Origin of the sequence: Microcoleus vaginatus HSN003 (assembly GCF_022701255.1) — a bacterium.
In the GTDB taxonomy this organism is placed as follows: Bacteria; Cyanobacteriota; Cyanobacteriia; order Cyanobacteriales; family Microcoleaceae; genus Microcoleus; species Microcoleus vaginatus_B.
Genome location: NZ_CP031705.1, coordinates 167,702 through 186,222 on the forward strand (window position 1 = coordinate 167,702; position 18,521 = coordinate 186,222).

The 18,521-nt window shown below is 44.4% G+C and carries 24 protein-coding genes and 1 tRNA gene; 13 read left to right on the top strand and 12 right to left on the bottom strand.

Annotated features, from left to right (window positions below; translation table 11 throughout):
* Window positions 1–5 precede the first annotated feature (5 nt).
* Both D0A37_RS00775 and D0A37_RS29265 read left to right on the top strand, forming a co-directional pair.
* The gene (locus D0A37_RS00775) at window positions 6–218 is read left to right on the top strand and encodes a DUF7689 domain-containing protein (protein ID WP_242720100.1); all 213 of its coding nucleotides are present in this window, start codon (window positions 6–8) and stop codon (window positions 216–218) included.
* Between the two features lie 23 nt (window positions 219–241).
* The gene (locus D0A37_RS29265) at window positions 242–409 is read left to right on the top strand and encodes a DUF7689 domain-containing protein (protein ID WP_445242570.1); all 168 of its coding nucleotides are present in this window, start codon (window positions 242–244) and stop codon (window positions 407–409) included.
* A gap of 76 nt (window positions 410–485) precedes the next feature.
* Here D0A37_RS29265 and D0A37_RS00780 read toward each other — a convergent pair whose 3' ends face one another.
* The 7 genes from D0A37_RS00780 to D0A37_RS00810 all read right to left on the bottom strand — a co-directional run bounded on the left by D0A37_RS00780 (window position 486) and on the right by D0A37_RS00810 (window position 6,762).
* Complete coding sequence (locus tag D0A37_RS00780; protein WP_242720102.1) at window positions 486–2,882, bottom strand: hypothetical protein; 2,397 nt, start codon at window positions 2,880–2,882, stop codon at window positions 486–488.
* Window positions 2,843–3,798, bottom strand: a protein-coding gene (locus D0A37_RS00785) for an IS630 family transposase (RefSeq protein ID WP_242715677.1) whose coding sequence is annotated in 2 segments (ribosomal slippage) — window positions 2,843–3,465 and window positions 3,465–3,798 — 957 coding nt in all. Because the reading frame shifts where the segments join, the coding sequence is not laid out codon by codon here. The genes D0A37_RS00780 and D0A37_RS00785 overlap by 40 nt, the downstream gene beginning before the upstream one ends.
* A gap of 181 nt (window positions 3,799–3,979) precedes the next feature.
* A complete protein-coding gene (locus tag D0A37_RS00790; RefSeq protein WP_242720104.1) occupies window positions 3,980–5,212 on the bottom strand; it encodes an nSTAND3 domain-containing NTPase in 1,233 nt (410 codons plus the stop codon).
* Between the two features lie 30 nt (window positions 5,213–5,242).
* Window positions 5,243–5,638 carry a hypothetical protein gene (locus D0A37_RS00795; protein WP_242720107.1) on the bottom strand — a complete coding sequence of 132 codons (396 nt, stop codon included), beginning with the start codon at window positions 5,636–5,638 and terminating at the stop codon, window positions 5,243–5,245.
* Window positions 5,639–5,876: 238 nt separating this feature from the next.
* Window positions 5,877–6,212 carry a XisI protein gene (locus D0A37_RS00800; RefSeq protein ID WP_242720109.1) on the bottom strand — a complete coding sequence of 112 codons (336 nt, stop codon included), beginning with the start codon at window positions 6,210–6,212 and terminating at the stop codon, window positions 5,877–5,879.
* 14 nt (window positions 6,213–6,226) lie between these two features.
* Window positions 6,227–6,535, bottom strand: a complete 309-nt coding sequence (locus D0A37_RS00805) for a type II toxin-antitoxin system RelE/ParE family toxin (protein WP_242720111.1) — start codon at window positions 6,533–6,535, stop codon at window positions 6,227–6,229.
* Entirely contained in the window at window positions 6,532–6,762 is a 231-nt protein-coding gene (locus tag D0A37_RS00810) for an addiction module protein (RefSeq protein WP_242720113.1), read from the bottom strand. Before D0A37_RS00810 ends, D0A37_RS00805 begins: the two co-directional genes overlap by 4 nt.
* A gap of 128 nt (window positions 6,763–6,890) precedes the next feature.
* Here D0A37_RS00810 and D0A37_RS00815 point away from each other — a divergent pair, with 128 nt between their 5' ends.
* Entirely contained in the window at window positions 6,891–7,265 is a 375-nt protein-coding gene (locus tag D0A37_RS00815; RefSeq protein WP_242720115.1) for a helix-turn-helix domain-containing protein, read from the top strand.
* Here D0A37_RS00815 and rlmD read toward each other — a convergent pair.
* A complete protein-coding gene (rlmD, locus tag D0A37_RS00820) occupies window positions 7,232–8,644 on the bottom strand; it encodes a 23S rRNA (uracil(1939)-C(5))-methyltransferase RlmD (RefSeq protein WP_242720117.1) in 1,413 nt (470 codons plus the stop codon). The two genes, D0A37_RS00815 and rlmD, sit on opposite strands and share 34 nt — an antisense overlap.
* A 469-nt stretch (window positions 8,645–9,113) precedes the next feature.
* Between rlmD and D0A37_RS00825 the strand changes: the two genes are divergently transcribed.
* Window positions 9,114–9,599, top strand: a complete 486-nt coding sequence (locus D0A37_RS00825; RefSeq protein WP_242720119.1) for an allophycocyanin subunit alpha-B — start codon at window positions 9,114–9,116, stop codon at window positions 9,597–9,599.
* A 127-nt stretch (window positions 9,600–9,726) separates the two neighbouring features.
* Here D0A37_RS00825 and D0A37_RS00830 read toward each other — a convergent pair whose 3' ends face one another.
* The gene (locus tag D0A37_RS00830) at window positions 9,727–10,110 is read right to left on the bottom strand and encodes a hypothetical protein (RefSeq protein ID WP_242720121.1); all 384 of its coding nucleotides are present in this window, start codon (window positions 10,108–10,110) and stop codon (window positions 9,727–9,729) included.
* Between the two features lie 118 nt (window positions 10,111–10,228).
* On the opposite strand from D0A37_RS00830, the gene D0A37_RS00835 reads away from it, so the two are divergent.
* The 3 genes from D0A37_RS00835 to D0A37_RS00845 are packed head-to-tail and all read left to right on the top strand — an operon-like array spanning window position 10,229 to window position 11,463.
* Window positions 10,229–10,609 carry a helix-turn-helix domain-containing protein gene (locus D0A37_RS00835; RefSeq protein ID WP_242720123.1) on the top strand — a complete coding sequence of 127 codons (381 nt, stop codon included), beginning with the start codon at window positions 10,229–10,231 and terminating at the stop codon, window positions 10,607–10,609.
* 32 nt (window positions 10,610–10,641) lie between these two features.
* Window positions 10,642–11,043 carry an XRE family transcriptional regulator gene (locus tag D0A37_RS00840; RefSeq protein ID WP_242720125.1) on the top strand — a complete coding sequence of 134 codons (402 nt, stop codon included), beginning with the start codon at window positions 10,642–10,644 and terminating at the stop codon, window positions 11,041–11,043.
* An 18-nt stretch (window positions 11,044–11,061) separates the two neighbouring features.
* A complete protein-coding gene (locus tag D0A37_RS00845; RefSeq protein WP_242720127.1) occupies window positions 11,062–11,463 on the top strand; it encodes a helix-turn-helix domain-containing protein in 402 nt (133 codons plus the stop codon).
* A 215-nt stretch (window positions 11,464–11,678) separates the two neighbouring features.
* Here D0A37_RS00845 and mazG read toward each other — a convergent pair whose 3' ends face one another.
* Complete coding sequence (gene mazG, locus D0A37_RS00850) at window positions 11,679–12,506, bottom strand: nucleoside triphosphate pyrophosphohydrolase (RefSeq protein ID WP_242720129.1); 828 nt, start codon at window positions 12,504–12,506, stop codon at window positions 11,679–11,681.
* A gap of 66 nt (window positions 12,507–12,572) precedes the next feature.
* Window positions 12,573–13,202, bottom strand: coding sequence for a metal-binding protein (locus D0A37_RS00855; protein ID WP_242720131.1), 630 nt, complete (start codon window positions 13,200–13,202; stop codon window positions 12,573–12,575).
* A gap of 72 nt (window positions 13,203–13,274) precedes the next feature.
* Here D0A37_RS00855 and D0A37_RS00860 point away from each other — a divergent pair.
* From D0A37_RS00860 to D0A37_RS00880, 5 genes are all read left to right on the top strand, one after another.
* Window positions 13,275–13,346 (top strand) — tRNA-Val (locus tag D0A37_RS00860).
* Between the two features lie 192 nt (window positions 13,347–13,538).
* The gene (locus D0A37_RS00865) at window positions 13,539–13,922 is read left to right on the top strand and encodes a hypothetical protein (protein WP_242720133.1); all 384 of its coding nucleotides are present in this window, start codon (window positions 13,539–13,541) and stop codon (window positions 13,920–13,922) included.
* An 87-nt stretch (window positions 13,923–14,009) separates the two neighbouring features.
* A complete protein-coding gene (gene ygfZ / locus D0A37_RS00870) occupies window positions 14,010–15,089 on the top strand; it encodes a CAF17-like 4Fe-4S cluster assembly/insertion protein YgfZ (protein ID WP_242725831.1) in 1,080 nt (359 codons plus the stop codon).
* A 173-nt stretch (window positions 15,090–15,262) separates the two neighbouring features.
* Entirely contained in the window at window positions 15,263–15,640 is a 378-nt protein-coding gene (locus D0A37_RS00875) for a hypothetical protein (protein WP_242720134.1), read from the top strand.
* Between the two features lie 87 nt (window positions 15,641–15,727).
* Window positions 15,728–16,489 (top strand): DUF72 domain-containing protein, encoded by a 762-nt coding sequence (locus tag D0A37_RS00880; RefSeq protein ID WP_242720135.1) that lies wholly within the window; start codon window positions 15,728–15,730, stop codon window positions 16,487–16,489.
* Here the strand turns inward: D0A37_RS00880 and D0A37_RS00885 are convergent.
* Window positions 16,408–16,980 (bottom strand): GIY-YIG nuclease family protein, encoded by a 573-nt coding sequence (locus D0A37_RS00885; RefSeq protein ID WP_242720136.1) that lies wholly within the window; start codon window positions 16,978–16,980, stop codon window positions 16,408–16,410. The two genes, D0A37_RS00880 and D0A37_RS00885, sit on opposite strands and share 82 nt — an antisense overlap.
* A 268-nt stretch (window positions 16,981–17,248) precedes the next feature.
* Between D0A37_RS00885 and D0A37_RS00890 the strand changes: the two genes are divergently transcribed.
* Entirely contained in the window at window positions 17,249–18,514 is a 1,266-nt protein-coding gene (locus tag D0A37_RS00890; RefSeq protein ID WP_242720137.1) for an RNA-guided endonuclease InsQ/TnpB family protein, read from the top strand.
* The last annotated feature ends 7 nt before the right edge of the window (window positions 18,515–18,521 follow it).

Here is an 18,521-nt window from a genome sequence, read left to right on the forward strand (position 1 = left end):
CCAATTTGTCTCGCAGGGATTATCAAGTTACCAGCCCTAAATCTCAAGAATATAACTGCTTTGCATGGGCTGCTGAGGAAGACGATCGTTGGTGGCAACCGATACCGGGAGAGCAATTTTATTGGCCTGACGGTGTGCCGCAAGAGGAGACTCTAGAAGCGTATATTCAGGCTTATCAAACGCTGGGATATATGAAATTTGTAATGGCGATGGATTAGAAGTTGGATATCAGAAAATAGCGATATATGTTGACTCAATCGGTATTCCAACTCATGCAGCTAGACAATTAGCTAATGGTAAGTGGACGAGTAAGCTGGGCTGGTTGGAAGATATTGAACACGAACTCGATGGATTGGTTGGCGACAGGTACGGAGTTGTCGGTCAAATTCTCAAACGTGCAGTAAATTAGTGAAGAGCGAGATCCTTTTTTGTTATTTTGGAAAAAAGAGCACACTTTCGGAAAATAAGGGCGATCGCTCTTTTGGTTATTTGGAGAAAGGGACGATGCTTAGAATATCAGAGGCCCAAAACAAATACGCGAAAAAAGCATACTGTTTCCCTGTTTCTAGTCGATTAGCCCATTCAACCATTCCTTCTAAATCCATTGACACCTGACCCTGAAAATCTGAAGTGGGTAAAACCCGCTCGTGTAAAGCCTTTAAAGCTTTGATTGCCTCCACAAAATTTGGATGTTTTTCATAATCGGAAGGTGATAATTCAATGAAACAATTTCCTATTTCTACCTCTGTATCTAGCACTAACTGTAAAGCTTCATTCATAGGAGAAACTAGACGCTGAATATACTGTTGAAGTTCTTTTTTTCCTTGCTCATCTAAATCGGGAAGTTTTGCAAAATCTCGAATATGGGCTGCAAACAACGATAACTGGGACACTGACGCTACTAACTTATTCGCCACTTCTAAACGCGGCTGTGCCCAAATCATCAACCCTAATTCATTCAAAGCATCTGGAGGAATAGGATGGGAAACTAAATTCCACCACTTTAATTCAAGCTGTTCGTCATTTGATAACAAAACAGTTAGGGAAATGCGCCATGCCGTAGCATTCAAAGACTTGCCTTTGACTAAGGGTATAATGACAACAAAAGGCCAATTTAAGTCAATCACATGGTGTCGCAAATCTTTGTTCTTAAGTTCCAAAAATACCTGATGAATTGCCGTCAGTAGGCTTTCCAATGAGTTATACACATCTATTGGATTTTCCCCATCAATTTTTATCCACAGTCCCCGTTCGTCTCCCCAAAGCGTGTCTTCAGATACAATCTGAAACCGTAGGCTTTCAGAGGAAATACTTCGTAACTCTTTTTTGAGATTGTTTCTAATTCTTTTTTTAGTATGCTCAAATCGATTGGCAGACTCCTGTACGGCATTCTGTAAGCGTAAATCAGGCTGAGATGTAAACAAATACCAGAGATTCCATACACGCCTATAGACTACCTGTTCTTGACCATCCAAAGACTCCAATTCATTGTCATTGATAAATTGAGCGAGCAACTGTCTAAAGTTCTTGTGGAGCTTGGGCAAAACTTGGATTGTATTAGCTAGGTTGAAATTGGATATACGAATCACATGAGGTTGAATCCCTTTTTGTTTGGCGATTTCAATTATTTGGTTTTTGGTGGCCTCATTGTTCTGTTCAGGCTTCAATCCTTTTCCCAAGACTGGATTTAATGCCATTGCATGAATGGCTTGGTCAAAAAAGTTATAAAGAGTGTTGGTGTAAGTTCCCCAATCAGTTAAAAAAGGCTTGTATAATTTGAGGAACAAACTTCGCTTGCTGACAACGGATAACTTTTCCTTACCCTTTTGACTAGGTGAATCTGAGCCTAGTTCATCAACAAAACCCCACTCATCAACAGCGCAATGCGGAAGTAGGGGTTTGTTGCGTAAAATATGCTGACAATAATCCCATCTTTCTGAGTCAATTAATTTGCCAATTAACTGAACGTTCTTTGAGTGACGGAAGTAGACTTCTAAACCCTGTTCTAGTTGTTTGAGCGCCTGGAGTAGAGCCTGTCTGAGATTGAAAATTAAATGAGTATATTCCTGCCAAGTTTTAGGTCTAAAAGGTTGTACCGCCAATCCTCTAAATGTTGAATTGACTGAGAGCAGCCACGAGATTGGAAGATAAGACTTGGGAATACCTGTTTTTTGAGTTTCATCGAATGGGATTTCACCTGACCAAACCCTGTGACCGTAACCTTGACAAGCATACAGTTCTCGATCGGGCAGCAGTCTTCTTAATATTCCGCATCGCTGCACGGCTTCTTCATGCAAGCGATTTTTAGTAGTTTCGGCTTCTTGTTCGTCTTCAGATTGAGAGCCATTTTGTTGCTGGATATCAACAATAAAATGAGCCGTAAGTTTTTCTCCATCATCTTCCAATGCTACTGTTTGTGTTTCTTGCCGAAAGCGATTCATAAGTCTAGAGCGATTCGTCTCCAGCCAAGAACTAAAGCCGTCTTGATATCCGCAAGACATTCCTAGCATTAAATCAGCTAATATCTCGATGGGGAGCGCATCAATTGCTCGGTCAATCTCATAATTAGAAAGCCATTCTGCTAAAGGCCAGGATACTCCAAAATGTCCTATCCAAAATATTGTTTCCGCCATACCAGACCAATCCACATCAGATGAGGGTGCTGTAGGTTTTTGAGTCCGACTTGACAACCATGTTTCAGCACGTACAAACACCCGCTTCTTATCAGTCTGACGAGATTGAAAAGCTTCTATTCGCCGTCGTCCTTCTGGAGGAAGTGTATGTCCCAACTCGCTTAACCACAATCTCCCCCATCCAGGAGTAGCATCTGCTATAGCATTTCTTACAAAGGTGAGGTACAATAACAGCAGTGAGTAAACCAATTCCAAATATTTGCTGATGTAACTTCACTAAATGCAAACTCTATGGCTTTTGCTAACTCTTTATAATTAGGTGTCTTGATAGAACGGAGAATATTTTTAAGTTTTGACCATAAATTTTCAATTGGGGAGAAATCCGGCGAATAGGGCGACAAGTATATTAATTTAGCCCCTTTTTTTTGGATGGCTTTTTCTACTTCTTCTCCGGTATGAATAGTACAATTATCCATGACTACACAAGCACCTTTCCATAACTTTGGCACTAATTTTCGGATAATAAAAGCCTCAAATGTAATTGCATCAGTTGTACCTATTAAATTAACTGATGTTAGGACTTCTTTGACCGATATAGCTCCAATTATTGAGACATTTCTTCCGCGTTTATTCGGTTTTGATCCCTTGGCTCTTGAACCTTTTAGAGATCGAGCATATAACCTAACCATTGCCAAGTTTACTCCACATTCATCAATGAATATTAAGTCTTTGAAACAAACTTCTCTAATTTTTTGCCAGAACTCGTATCGCAGGTTCTGAACCCTGTCAGTGCCTTTGTCTGACGGGAAAAGAGTTTTTTTTTCAAAGTCATGTTTAAGAGTTTTGCCATTCTTCCCATCGTTGCTACGCTGATGGTAAAACCAATTTTTTGGTACAGTAAATAACGGAGTTCTTCGAGAGTTGCATCATTGTTTGCTTCAATCAATTCCGCTAAAATTAGCAGTTGTTCTGCATTCAGTTTTAATTTGACTCCACATCGCTCAGTGCGAGGAGCAATGTTTTGGGTGTCACGATACTGTTTAACCAATTTTTGGACAAAACTTAGGGCTACACAAAAACGGTTAGCTATTGCTCTTTGTGACAGCGGTTCATTATGGTACACATCCATAATTTTTTGTCTAAAATCAATCGAATAAGTTTTCATTTTTACTAATGCGTGATCCTTGCTAAAATTTGAGATAGTTGTCATTCTAGTGACTGCTGCGGGTCGAGGGACTACTGCTCGAAGATCGCCCTATTTAATTAGAGCTGTATAACATTTTGAAGTTCTATATTTTTCACTCCGTTTAAGTCAGTTATATTATACCTCATCTTTCTAAGAAATGCTATATATCGCAATCTAATACAGACAGAAAACCAGTTCCTACATCTTGATATATTTCTGCAAGAAGTTGTTTATTAGCTTCAGCATATTCCTTAATGCCTAACCAAATTAAAGCCCGCGTGACTCCTGCTATTGCAGTCCACTGTTGTGGCTGATATGAGGTAAGAGAGTTTAGCAAAGGTTCAATTTCAAACCGATGACGGGAGAAGGCGTAAAGGAGAAAACTTTCAACATCCCGTTCAAAGATGAATGGCAAACAGATGCTAGCACTTTCCGACCAGGGTGAAAATGTTGAATCGCTTAGAAGGTCAGCAAGTATTGCTGAACGTATAGGATGTAAGCCCTGTATTAGGGAACCATCCTCACTAAGCCTAAGTAAATACTCTTTTTCAAATAGTTCAAAAGTTCTCTTTGGCGCAGTTAAAGCTAAATGTTGGACAAGGGGTCTAATCTGCAACCGAGATTCAAAGGCTGACGCTACAGAAGCCAATTTCAATAGTTCAATTGTTGCGTCACTTAGCTTTCCTGTTCTGGCTTCATCCTCAAGTCGTATTATCTGTTGTGAGAGTCTTTCTCGAAGAGAATTTCCCTGAGTCACCAGATAGACAAATTCCATGAGGGGGCCTTCACCGCCAAATTTGTTCCAGGCCTCCTCAAAAGTCAAGAACTCTGCTGGAAGTTTCTTGTTTGTAAGAGATTGATAGATTTCCTGCGCCTCAATTCGATTGAAGGTCAGTTCGACTCCAGAAAATTGAATTTCAGCACCAGAAATACTGGCTCGACGAAAATCTTCTTCGCGAACCGTGACCAGAACTCGAATGTTTCTATGAGTAGATAATTCCTTGACTAACTCAGTCCAACCAATATCGTTGGGGGAAACATCCAAGTAAACGGCTATCGGCATACCGATAGCATTAGCTTTATCGCCTATAGCTGTCGCAATACTAAGAGCGTGTTTTCTGCTATCAATTAGTTGAACTTTAAAGCGCGATTTGTCGGAAAAGAATTCGCGAAGATAGCGAAAGGCTAAAGTGGTCTTGCCTTGACCAGAAGCTCCGTGGATAATAACGACTCTGTTTTCTTCAAATTTTTTAGCTATTTCTTGTAAGTTTTTATGACGCAAGACATCAACATCAGCCAAAATATGCTCGTAACGAGCTGAAATTCCGCGATAAAATTCATCGGATAATTCATCTTTTACTTGGGCATCAATCTCTTGCTCTTCTAGAGGCACAATTACCCGTTCCCCTTCGGGCGAGTTCAGTCAGAAGTTTTGAGTAAGGTTTGGGTTAAAACCTCCTTGAATGTTTCCATAGATTTTCTCTGCCATGTTCGTAATATTCTGACTTGTTTGTGGCTGAGACTTCACAGCGTCAGCCAAAGCTTGAACTGCCAGCGCGATTTCAGAGTCTGATTTTGCTGCTGACTCTACTTTTTCCACCAAAACAGCTTGTCCATAATCCTCTGGCTGCCGTTCAACTAATTCTGGATGTTGTGCTGCTAATTCTATGGCACTTGCTGTATCAGGAGACTTGCGCTTGAGCAGTTGCATCAACTTCCCAGCTTCCTCCACTACCTTTTCTGTGAAAATTTCGCTTGTCTTTTCAATTACTTTCGTTACAGCCAAAGTTGCGATCGCGCCAGCCGTGAAGAATTCCATATGTTACCAATTGTAAATGGAGTGAGTTAGCTATGTAGCTTTTCATTAAGTATCCTAGCTTAAAGAGTAGAGAAGCGTCAATGACGCACATCCAGGCCAGTCTTTAGTTTGAGCCACATATCCCTTCTGAAAAGAGCGATCGCCCCTCAACAAACCAATCTAACTGAAGGGCGATCGCCCTTTCATTCCCAAAAGCGATCGCCCTTGTGACAAGACATTTAAGTGCGATCGCAACAGCCTAAGCAACACCATAGCTCGTAAACTGCCTTGCATAGGGAGGCTGAAGCCCCAAAACGATATCCTCCCGTGCCACACCCATCAGCACTAACTCCTCAGCAATGAGTTCATCGGTTTGATTGCGTTGAATCCAGACTTTCCCATCTCTGATGTCTAAGTGGATCGGGCAACTATAAATCCGATTGTGACCGTCCCAACCTAAATCTACTATTTGATAATGGTCATGTTCAGTGTCAAATAATACCTGGATTTCAAGGTCGTCATTGATAGGTTTAGTTTTGCTATATTCCATCAGGAAAGTGCGAACAATTTGCCGATATTTAGCTAATCGATCCATTCCACAATCACCTCTTAATCTGGTGGTTTCTCTGTAACTCGCTCTTTCCAGTATCCTGGTTCTCGATTGCAGTGCATTACTGCCACAATTAAAATAAAATCATCCTCTATGGTGTAGAGAATTCCATAAGGAAACTTTCGCGTTAGGCAACGGCGAATATCTTCATCAACTATCGGCGAACGAGTTGGAGATTCGACAAGACGGAAGATAGCATCTTCAACGGCATTAATAAAAGCTTGCGCTAATTCAACTCGACGCTCTGTATAAAATTGGACAGCTTGAGCATATTCAGTTAATGCTGCCGGGTGAAAAACGTACCTCATTGTGCTATAATCTGCCTAATATGAGCTAACGCTTCTTCTCCTGGAATTGGCTCAACCATACCGCTTCGGATTTCGTCGCGACGCTGCTTAGCTTCCACAGTCCACAACTTTTGAACTGTTCCGTCTATATCAAATTCAAGACTCTCAACTAGCCTCTCTGCTAACTGCGCTCTCAACGCATTTGGCAAAGATAAAGCTTCTTTCATCAGTCGCTCAATTGATAGCATAATTATATCCCCAACTAAAATCGCTAAATAGTTAAGTTGAAAAGGAAGCACATTGTACAATCTGGTTTGATTATAGCCGATCACCCTGAATTTATACAAAATCGTTTGAATTTAAGAGAGTCTGAACAATGAGCGAAAATACCATTACCCAAGCCGCTGATAATATCTTTCTAGACCTCGGATTTTCAGCCCAAGAAGCTGATAACTTACTAATCCGATCGCAATTAATGCTAGCCCTGCAAAATCAGATTAAACATCACGGTTGGACTATTGACCAAACGGCTCAACATCTCAAACAGTCAAGCGACGAAATCAAAGCTTTGACTCAAGGTAAAATTGGGCAGTTCTCCGTTGATACTCTGATTATAATGCTCAACCAAGTAGGCATGACTGTCAAAGTCGAAATTTCCCCGCCCGGTAGCTTAGGGCGATCGCCCTTTCATTCCCAACAAGCGATCGCGCTTTTGATTCACCTCACCAAAAAAGCCACACACTCAACATGAGAAGTCTGAGGAAAGAAATCCGCCGGCTGCACTCGCGCTAACTTATAATCCCCATTTTCGCACAAAATCTTCAGGTCGCGAGCCAAAGTAGCAGGCTTGCAGCTAACATAAACAATGCGATTTGGTTTAATTCCCTTGATAGCTTCCAAAACCGCGCGATCGCACCCTTTCCTCGGCGGATCTAACAGCACAATATCCGGTGTCAATCCCAAGGAAGGCAGCAAACTCTCTACAGTTCCCACCTGAAACTCGACATTTCTCACGTCATTTAACTCACCATTTAATCTGGCTTGTTCGATCGCCGCCGGTTGCACTTCTAAACCTATGGCTATTTTCACTTGTTTTGCTAGGGGTAAAGTAAAAGTACCAATGCCACAGTAAGCGTCCACCAAAACCTCGTTCCCCTGCAAATTCAATTCGCCTACCATCACCTCTAACAATGCTTCAGCAGCCTCTGTATTTACCTGGAAAAAAGTATCAGCCCTTAGCTGAAAATTCAAACCAGCAAAGCTTTCTCGCAGATAAGAACGGCCCGCAATGCAGCGAGTTTCTGCACCAAAAATCACATTAGTTTGAACTGGATTTATATTCAAACAAACCCCTGCCAGTTGAGGATATTGTTTGAGCCACTCTGATGCTTGCTCTTCGAGTCCCGGTAACTCTCCAGTGCGAACTATTAAAGTTAGCAGCATCTCGCCGGTGCGCCGTCCGATCCGCAGGGATAAGTGACGCAATTCTCCTGTATGTTTCTTTTCGTCGTAGACTTGCCAATCCCGCCAGTGGATATCTTCTTTGACTTCTTTTAACAAAGGATTGAGGCGCGGGTCTTGCACCGGACACTGATTGAGATTGACTAATTTGTGGGTGCTTTTTTGATAGTAACCAGCTTGTACTTGACCTGTTGCAGATATGGCCACGGGATAAGTCGCTTTGTTGCGGTATCCCAAAAATTGGGAAAATCCCTCGATTTTTCCCGTTAAAATTTCATCAACTTGCGGATTGCTAAATCCGCCAATCCTTTCTAAGGCTTGAATGATTTGATTTTGCTTGGCTGTAAGCTGATATTGATAATCTACGTGCTGCCACTGACAGCCGCCACACTTGTCAGCGACAATGCAGTTAGCTCGGATGCGGTGTTCGGAGGCTTCGAGAAGTGTGTCCAGCTTGCCTGTAGCATAGGTGGATTTGACTTGCACGAGGCGGACAAGGACTCGATCGCCCGTCACGGTATCGGGTACAAACACTACTAACTCACCAAAACGACCAACTCCGTCGCCGGTGTCTGTCAAGTCGGTAATCTCTATCTCAATCAGTTGACCTTGCTGGCAAGGGTTTGCCAATTTCGTCGAGTTTGGGGTGGGGAATTTAGATTTGGTCACAAGTAGTCGTGGTAGGATTTAATATGTTAATGCAATATCGCTCTCTCTTTCCTGAGATAAGTCGTAGCGAAGCGGGGCGTAAGCCATCGCACTCAAACTCAATTGCAGGCTGTCTTCCTGCTGCTGAACGTCTTGCTGCTAAAGCCAAGCTTCAACCGGGGAGTCGAGCTTGTCGGGAGTTGCCTCGATATCGTCGGTGCGATATGGTCTTGGGGCGATTTAGCAAAAACTCGTTAAATAGTCAAAGTGTCTGCCGACATCCAAACTCTCACTCGCAATGTTTGAGTTTTTCCCGCAGTACCCTGGAACACAAGGAAACTGGCTTGAACATCAAGCATAACGCTTGGGGAGATTTACCCTCTACTTCTAGGATTGATAAATGTTAGGAGCAAGGAAAGTCTGCGAACCAAGAATCCCGTCGCCAACAGATGGGAATGTTTATTAATGTTATCCTCAAATTTGAATAACAATGAGCGTAGTTAGCCAATTTATTCTCCAAGCCGACGACGAACTTCGCTATCCCAGTACCGGCGAACTTCAAAGCATCAAAGATTTTTTTAAAACCGGAGAACAGCGGGTGCGTATTGCTACTGCGCTGTCTGACAGTGAGAAAAAAATTGTTGAAGAAGCTAGCAAAAAACTCTGGAAAAAACGCCCTGACTTTATCTCCCCCGGAGGTAATGCTTACGGCCAACGCGAACGGGCTTTGTGTCTGCGCGACTACGGCTGGTACTTGCGCCTGATTACCTACGGTATCTTGGCGGGTGACAAGGAGCCGATCGAAAGCATCGGTTTGATTGGCGTTCGGGAAATGTATAATTCTCTCGGCGTTCCTGTTCCTGGCATGGTCGAAGCTATCCGCTGTTTGAAGGAAGCTTCTTTGGCTTTGCTCAATCAGGAGGATGCTAAGGAAGCAGCTCCTTATTTTGATTATATCGCTCAGGCAATGTCTTAATTGCTTTGGTGATTGCTTTCATCAATGTGGCGGAGCATTCGCGGGTGATTTTTGGGGTGATTTTATCTCGCAATTGCTCGCAAATGTTTCGCTTCTGTTTTGGGAAAGGAAATCTGCCTCATTTCTGCTAGGAAGCAATACAGTTTAAGCTTTCCCAGATGTTGAGTTCGTCTTGTCTTTCTATGCACATTTGATTTAAAAAGTCAAGTGTTTTTTGGAGAGATTGTTTTTTGAATTTCCGGCTGTCGTAGTGAATGGATGTTTTGAGCTGCGAGAGTTCGGAAAGGCTGGGGCAGGTTTGGATATGATGGGCGATCGCATTTTGCCATTCTTCCAGCCTACGGTACGAGATAAATTGTCCGCCTCTGTCCCGCCGATGCACGAAAACCACGAAAGCCCAGGATTCGACTCGCTTAATTTGATTTTGGCTAATTTTGAGCAGTTGGGCGATCGACCTGACGGTGATGCGGAGCTTTTTCGAGGGTTGGATGCGGCGAAACAGTGCTGTCATGGCTGTCTATTTAGTTCGTTCCAACATTGTAACATAAGAGTCGCAAGTTGCAAACTTAAAAAATGAAACTAGAAAGTCAGGCGTGATAGCTTAGCTTTATGCAGATAGGTGATGACTGATGGTTGTAGCAGAAGCTAGGCGAGAAAAAGAATACTTGAGACGGAGATTTACTGATACCGGGCTGCGGCGGTTGGGTAAATTCCTGCGATCGTGGCGGGAAGCTAGGGGGTGGAGCGTTCACGAACTGAGCGAAAAGACCAAGCAGCATGAGGCTCAATTTTATAATCTAGGGGGAGAGCCTTTGCCGAAAGTTTTGGGGGTCAGCATTGCAGGCATTTCGAGAATCGAAAATGGCTATTACAACAAGCCTGCACCCGATCTTTTGTGGCTGTTCCTCGATGTTCTCGAACCAGTTCACCCGGTTGAAAAGCGGTTGGTTACTCTAGAAGAGTTACTGTTGATCGGAACTGAATTTTGGAACCCAAACGTCGAGGCGTAGGATTGACATAATAGTTAAATTGGATCTGTAAAATGCCGGGATTTCTTGACTTTAAGGCTGTCGTCGATCAGGAAAAACTGCGCCCTGTGCGATTTACGGATACGGGACGCGGTAGATTGGGCAAACTTCTGAAAGCAGCTAGAGAGATTCGGGGCTGGTCAATTATTGAAACAGAAATGGTCACAAAAGAATACGAGGCCGCTCTGTTTCGGACAGCAGGAGATCCTGTAGCAAAAGATGTCGGTATTAGTAATGCTACTGTTAGTCGCTACGAACGCGGGAAGTTAGAAAGTTTGGATTGGCGATCGCTCTCTCTGTTATGCTTTGTGCTCAAGCCGATCGATCCGGTGACTGGGGAAGCCCTGGAACCGACAAATGCGCTTTACATCGCGTGCGAACATCCGCCGTACAATGATGCGAAGCTCTATGACTAGATTATTTGCAGATAAGTAATGTCAGGATTCTCTAACAAGGCTGTGGTAGACAAAGAGCAGGAATTGCGTCCCGTTCGCTTCACTGAAACGGGGCGGATGCGTTTGGGGAAGATTTTAAAAGCAGCAAGACAGACAACAGGTTGGTCTGTCAGCGAAACAGAGTTCAAAACAAAGGGATATGAACAGGCGCTGTTCACAGCTACAAATCAACCCGTACCCAAAGATGTGGGTATCAGTGCCGCAAAAGTCAACCGTTACGAACGCGGGAAGCTGGATAATTTGGATTGGCGATCGCTCTCTCTGTTATGCTTTGTCCTCAAGCCGATCGATCCGGTGACTGGGGAAGCCTTGGAACCCACCAATGCTTTATATATCGCGTGCGAACATCCGCCGTACAATGACGCGAAGCTTTACGAATAGTTGATGGCTGACATCTGGCAGTATTGTTAATCAGCATTTTTTGGGCGGGCTAGAAGCCCACCCCACAAGCAAAATATTGAGTTGTTGTGGAACAGGCATCTTGCCTGTTCTTAACAATAGTGCGGGCTAGGAGCAACGGCCCACAAGCAAAATATTGAGTTGTTGTGGAACAGGCATCTTGCCTGTTCTTAACAATAGTGATCGGGAGTGAGTTATTACCGATCGCCCTTTTGTTGAGCAATTAAAGCTTTAGCTTGCTGCCATAGAGATTCTAACTCTTCTGGGGCATAATCTGACAAAGGTCGATCGCACGCAGCCTCTACCTTCGCAAACCGCTGCACGAAGCGATCGTTTGTTCCCTGCAAAGCAGCCGACGGATCTAAATCGTACCAGCGAGCTAATTGAATCAACACAAACATAATATCTCCCAATTCTGACTGCTGCGCTGCCTTATCCTCGTGTTTGAGAGCGTGTTCAAATTCTGCCATTTCTTCGTGAAATTTATCCCAAACGCCCTCTACACTGTCCCAATCAAAACTCACTTCCGCAGCTTTTTGAGAGATTTTCATCCCGGCAGTTATCGGCGGCAAAGTGCTGGCATAACGGCTCATTTTCGAGGCTAAAGTTGCCGGTTTTTCCGAAGTTGTGCCTTTTTCTGCTGCTTTGATTTTTTCCCAGTTTTCGTTGACTTCATCAACGCTGTTGAGTTCGACATCGCCAAAGACGTGGGGATGTCGCCGAATTAGTTTTTCTGTAATGCCCGCAGCGATTTCGGCGAAGGTAAACTGATTGGATTCGCTGGCAATTTGAGCTTGCAGAATTACCTGTAACAGTAAGTCGCCCAATTCTTCGACGATCGCATCTTTATCTCCTTTGCGAATCGCGTCGGCGGTTTCATAAGCTTCTTCGATGATGTGAGGAATGAGAGTTTCGGGAGTTTGGGCTAAATCCCAAGGACATCCGCCGTCGGGCGATCGCAATTTAGCCACAACTTCTATGAGTTCTTTTAGTGCTGTGAGCGATCGACTTTCAGAATTAGACATAATAATTTACCTTTTATATCACCCGCCAAGACGGTTATAACGTTGTTACTCCAACTATTGATTTTATTACTTCTTCCTTCTTCCTTCTTCCTTCTTCCTTCTGCCTTCTGCTAAGGATTTGCTAGATGTGCGAGTGGGAGCTTTGATTTTGGGTCTCTTAATTGTCTTAGGAGGGCGCAACCCGCTCAATCCTTTCTTTTTGAATCTTTTGTAAGCCGAGCCACCCCAATCGCTCAGATAATGGCTCATAGCGCCCAATTCTAGACCGATGTAAACGGCTAAAATTTCGATGTGGTGTTCCCAGATCGATCGCCCATAACTGAAAACCACATCCTGCCAATTCGCGCCTAAGTTCCCGACTTTTTCCGCAACTGCCAATCCCAAAACTCCGAGAACCGCGATCCAGATAGCGAGGTACAAGATTCGCAAAGCAGTGCCGATCAGAGGGCCGTGGGACAAAAAAGAGCGGTGGCGCAGGCTTTTTTGGTATGGGAGCCAAATCGCCTTGAACCATCCCCAGCGCTGATACTGGCAAGAGTAGATATCCAAATCGGGGCCAAACATCAGCCCGCCGAATAAGAAGCTGCCGGAAACGAGCAAAGTCAGGTTGCTGCTCTGAGTCTGGCCAAAGGTGAGGGCTGCCACCAAGGGCAAACTCCACATGGTTATTTGATCGTGGGTGCGGCCAGAGGGCATTTAAAGTTTAGGATTTTTTTTACTTGATCTTTCTGAGTTACTGTGATATGATAAATCCCGGTGAGTGCAATTGGGTGATTAGCTCAGTGGTAGAGCGCCTGCTTTACACGCAGGATGCCGTAGGTTCAAATCCTACATTACCCATCCGACAACTCAATATCAACAGTTTCAGCCGTTTTTAGCCTTCAAGCCAAGAACGGCTTTAACTGTTGCTGTTGACGGTTGACTGTTGAATTGGGTGACGACTAAATTTAACATTCTGTGGCGGATGTCTCAAAAGTTGCCACCCAATGCTAGAAAATTAATTTATTGATTTTCTTTTTTAGAACCAGCTATATGAAGCCTAAAATAACTAGCCCGATCGCGTGGCAGCAAGCTGAACTGCTCATGCAGCCAGCGATGATCCGAGTGCTCGACAACATCCGCAAACAATTAGAGGAGTCTGTCTGGACGGGCACTTATCAAGAAGTGCAGATTCCAATTCCTGGCTATCAACTAATTTTAGAGCTTCAAGGCGAGCAAAGATGCGTCGATATTTGGGAACTTTGCTATCGAGTCTGCTTTGTCAACTACCAGCCCGCCCACACTCAACTGCAAAGCCAGGAAGTCGTAATTGACACTAGCTTGATTGACGATGACACTGGCGATGTAGATTGGAATCGTCTTGATGCCAAAGCCAGCCAATTAATACAAGAAATATTCGCCAATTTAAGCAAATAGTCAGTTGTCAGTTGACAGGAAAGCAGTAGTTAACAGTCAACAGTCATCAGTCAACAGTCAACAGTCAACAGTCAACAAAATTTTATGCTGATTCAAGAATTGCACGACATTCAAGCAGCGGCTGGTGCTACTTTTGTAGAGTTAACAACCAAAGAAATTGTGCCAGTCAGTTTTGGTAACGACGCAGAAGCGATCGCCGCAACGAAACAAGGTGCCGCTTTGTACGATCGCACTCACTGGGGACGCATTCAAATCTCAGATAGCGATCGCCTGCGGTTCTTGCACAATCAAAGTACCAATAACTTTAATATACTCAAACCCGGTCAAGGTTGCGATACCGTTTTCGTCACATCCACCGCCCGGACGATCGACCTCGCCACCGCCTATGCTACAGAAGATGCCGTACTGCTGTTAGTTTCGCCCAACCGCCACCGCCAACTACTCGAATTGCTCGATCGCTATATTTTCCCAATGGATCGCGTCGAGTTAACAGATTTAACCGATACAACTGTTGCTTTCAGTTTCCTCGGCCCGGAAAGCACTCAACTACTAGAAAAAATCGGAGTTACTGAACTCGAAAATCAACCTTACGCTACTCACAAATTGATAAAAACCCCCCCTCTTTCCCCCCCTTACCAAGGGGGGGATGAAGGGGGGGTTCGAGTTGCGGTTGGTAGCGGTTTAGCAACTCCCGGCTACACATTAATTGCGCCCGCAAACGGTGCAGCCCAGTTATGGCATGAATTAGTCAAAGCTGGGGCCGTACCGATGGGCGATCGAGTTTGGGAACAACTGCGAATCCAACAAGGACGCCCCGCACCCGATTTTGAACTCACAGATGATTACAACCCCTTAGAAGCCCGTCTTTTACACACGATTACCTATGACAAAGGCTGCTACATCGGTCAAGAAACAATTGCCCGGTTGAACACCTACAAAGGAGTCAAACAGCAACTTTGGGGCGTGCAGTTGAGCGGTGCTGTTGAACCCGGAACAGCAGTCACAATCGGAGAAGAAAAAGTCGGCAAACTCACCAGTTTTACGGAAACTGAATCGGGCTTTTTTGGTCTGGCTTACATCCGCACAAAAGCTGGCGGCGAAGGACTCAACGTGCAAGTCGGATCGGTATCAGGGGAAATAGTAAATCTACCTTTCTTGAGTTCCTAGTTGCGATCGATCGCCTGTTGGCGCCGCAGCGCCCAAAACTTTTTTGTTGAGGTTGATTTGGGTGAACCTTAACCCAATAAATTGACACGAAGTCCTATCTTTAGATAGATTTGCAAACCAACAACAGCACTTATTCTGTATTACAGTCGTCCCAGAAAAAACAGAGTTTTTCAATGAAAAAGTTTACATCGCGCTTAGTTACAACTTGCCTGCGAGTAGGAATAATCTTTGCTGTAGGAATAGCGCTGATTTTTAGCTCCGAATTGGAATTTTCGGGCAACAAAATGCAAGCGTTCGCTACACCTTTAACCCCAGAAACTAAATCTTACGAAATTGCCCTTCCCGATCGCGAGCCAACAAGCGATACAGAGAAGGATGCCAGGGGTGTACTTGACAATATCCGAGAAAAGCTGAATCTCGACCAACCCATTGCCCCCAGTACCAAAAAATTTATAGAATCGGTAAAAGATAACGTGGGCGAAGCAGTTACGCCAGCACGGGAAGCAGTAGAAAAAGCGGCTGATCTAGGTAGCACCGATCGAGCCAACTAATTCAATCGCATCCAGTTTTCAAATATCATATTCTTAGTCCGCCTGCGCGGACTTTGTTTGTTTAGTAGCGATTTCCAGATCCGAATCATGGAAGGGAGAATGAACCCGGATTTGATTGTTCACATCGGCACTTCAGGCTGGAGTTACGACCATTGGGAAGGTGTGCTTTATCCCCACCAGCTACCGCCTCGCTCTAGGCTCGATTGCTATATCCAGCACTATCAAACCGTCGAAGTTAATAGCACCTACTACCGCTGGCCACCAAACACTACCTTTGCTAACTGGCGAGAGCGCCTCCCCCAAGGATTTCTGATGACTGTAAAAGCGCCGCGCGGTCTAACGCACTCCAAGCGTCTTTACTCGCCAGAAAAGTGGTTGGAACGCATGAGTGAGGGACTTCAATGCTTGGGCGATCGCCTTGGTATTCTGCTTGTCCAGCTTCCTCCCCAGTTCGGCTGCGATTTGGCCCGCCTAGCCTACTTTCTAGAACAGGTTCCCCCTTGGATCAAAGTAGCTGTGGAATTCCGACACCCAAGCTGGCACACAGAAGAGGTATTTTCGCTGCTAGAACGCCAAGGAGCGGCTTACTGCGTGATGAGCGGGGCGCTCCTCCCCTGTATCCTGCGCGCAACGGGCTCATTCGTCTATGTGCGCCTCCACGGCCCCGACCCCAACAATCTCTACGGCGGCTCCTACTCGGATGATGATTTGCATTGGTGGGCCGATCGCATCCACGAGTGGGAAAGCCAGGGGCGAAGCGTGTTCGTCTACTTCAACAACGACGGAGAGGGAAATGCTGTGAGGAACGCTTCAAAGCTAAAAACTTTTGTGGAGAACGGTACTTCCTGACAAGCGAAGATTGAGAGCGCCCCCATTCTTTTGGGCGCATTCAAAAACGGTTCGCAGTTCCCTGAAGCTGAATTAGAAATCAGAGGTGGCGTTCGTCTAGGTTGTTGTTTGACGATCGCACTCACCCGGAACCCGCACATCCAACTCAACATCACCCAGCACAAGCCGATCGCATTCAACTCAACATTACTGAACACTTTTGCTTCCATTTCAAACAAATCCCGCAGGGTGCGCTTGACATTGGGAAACACGAAATACTCGGCCAGTTTCTCGATGCGATAATTCAACACTTTGTAGCGGTGTTTGAAGTACAGTTCCACATTCCCTCGCTGTTCCCACAATCCCAGCAAGTTGACGGCAACATCTGAGTAATGCGCTCTCACATCCCGCTGGACTTCGGCTATCCCTTCCTCAATTAGTCGAGTCGTAATTCCAATTTTATACAAGCTGCTGCCGTCAGCTTTTACCTCAAGAAAGTAGAGCGAGTTCACTCTTGATGCGCCTCCATTGTGCGCGGTAAATATTCAAGTCAGCCCGCCGTTCGTCTCTCGCAAGATAACTCTTGCGCGCGGGCAACATCTACGGAGCGATCTAACTTAACTAACAGGGAATTGAAAGCCCCTCCTTATGCTCGGTCAGGAATCAGGGAGTATTGTAAAACTTTAATAAGTTTGTAAGCATCAATAAACAATAGTAGTATAATATAGTCAGAAAAGTCAAAAAAAAAATGTTGCTCTCGTTGAAAAATGGAGGCTCTAAATGCAACTAGCAGAGAGACACATCATTAAATCTACGGAACACCGTTTCGCCGAAATTGATGAATTAGCTTTTAAATCCAAGAATCTCTACAATGCTGCTAACTACGTCATTCGTCAGAGCTTTGTTTATGGATGGGGCTATGTCAATTACAACGAAATGAACCGTTTGATGAAGTCTCATCAAGCATACAAGGCTTTGCCAGCTAAAGTCAGTCAGCAAATATTAATGATCCTAGATAAGAATTGGAAATCGTTTTTTGAAGCGGTTAAAGCTTACAAAATTGATTGCTCTAAATTCACTAATAGCCCAAAACTGCCCAAGTACAAGGATAAGGTCAAAGGGCGAAACATTATCGTATACACGATACAAGCAATTAGTAGCAAACTGTTGAAGAAAGGGATTATTAAGCTTTCGGGTACTAACCTCTCCATCAAAACCCAAGTCAATCCCGATCAAGTTTGTCAAGTTAGGTTGGTTCCCAAATGTGATTCTTATGTGATCGAGGTAATTTATGACAAGTCGGAGTCCACCCTGGACGATGATAAATTCGTAGCTAGTATTGATTTAGGACTGGATAACTTAGTGGCGTTAACTTCAAATCAGCCGAGTTTTACCCCGCTCCTGATTAACGGGCGACCATTAAAATCAATCAATCAGTTCTACAACAAACGTAAAGCACTGCTACAAACTCAATTGAAAGCGAGTCGCAAGAGTTCACCTCGCATTCAACGGTCAACTCGCTGTCGCAACCAAAAAATTGATAATTACTTGCATCATACCAGTCGCCGGATTGTTGACTATTTGGTTGCCAAACAAATTGGGACGTTAGTAATTGGCAAGAACGCCCAGTGGAAAACTGAGATTGCTTTAGGAAAACCAACCAATCAAAATTTTGTCAGCATTCCTCACGCTCGACTAATTGAGATGTTGGAATACAAAGCTCGACTGGTTGGGATTAAGGTGATCGTGCAAGAAGAGTCTTATACTTCACGAGCAAATTTTCTGGGTTTAGATCCAATCCCTGTGTACGGAAAGACTGACAAAGATATTGCATTTAGTGGCAGGCGGATAAAAAGAGGGTTGTACAAAACATCAGTCGGTCGATTAATTAACTCTGATGTGAATGCCGCTTACAACATCCTCAGAAAAGCAATCCCAAATGCGTTTAGCGATGGGATAGAGAGCTGCGTAGTTCAGCCGAGGCGGGTCAATCCGCTTAAAGTGAAAGTGAAGGGGGAGGGGCTTAATGCCTCCCATGTCATGTAAGAAATGA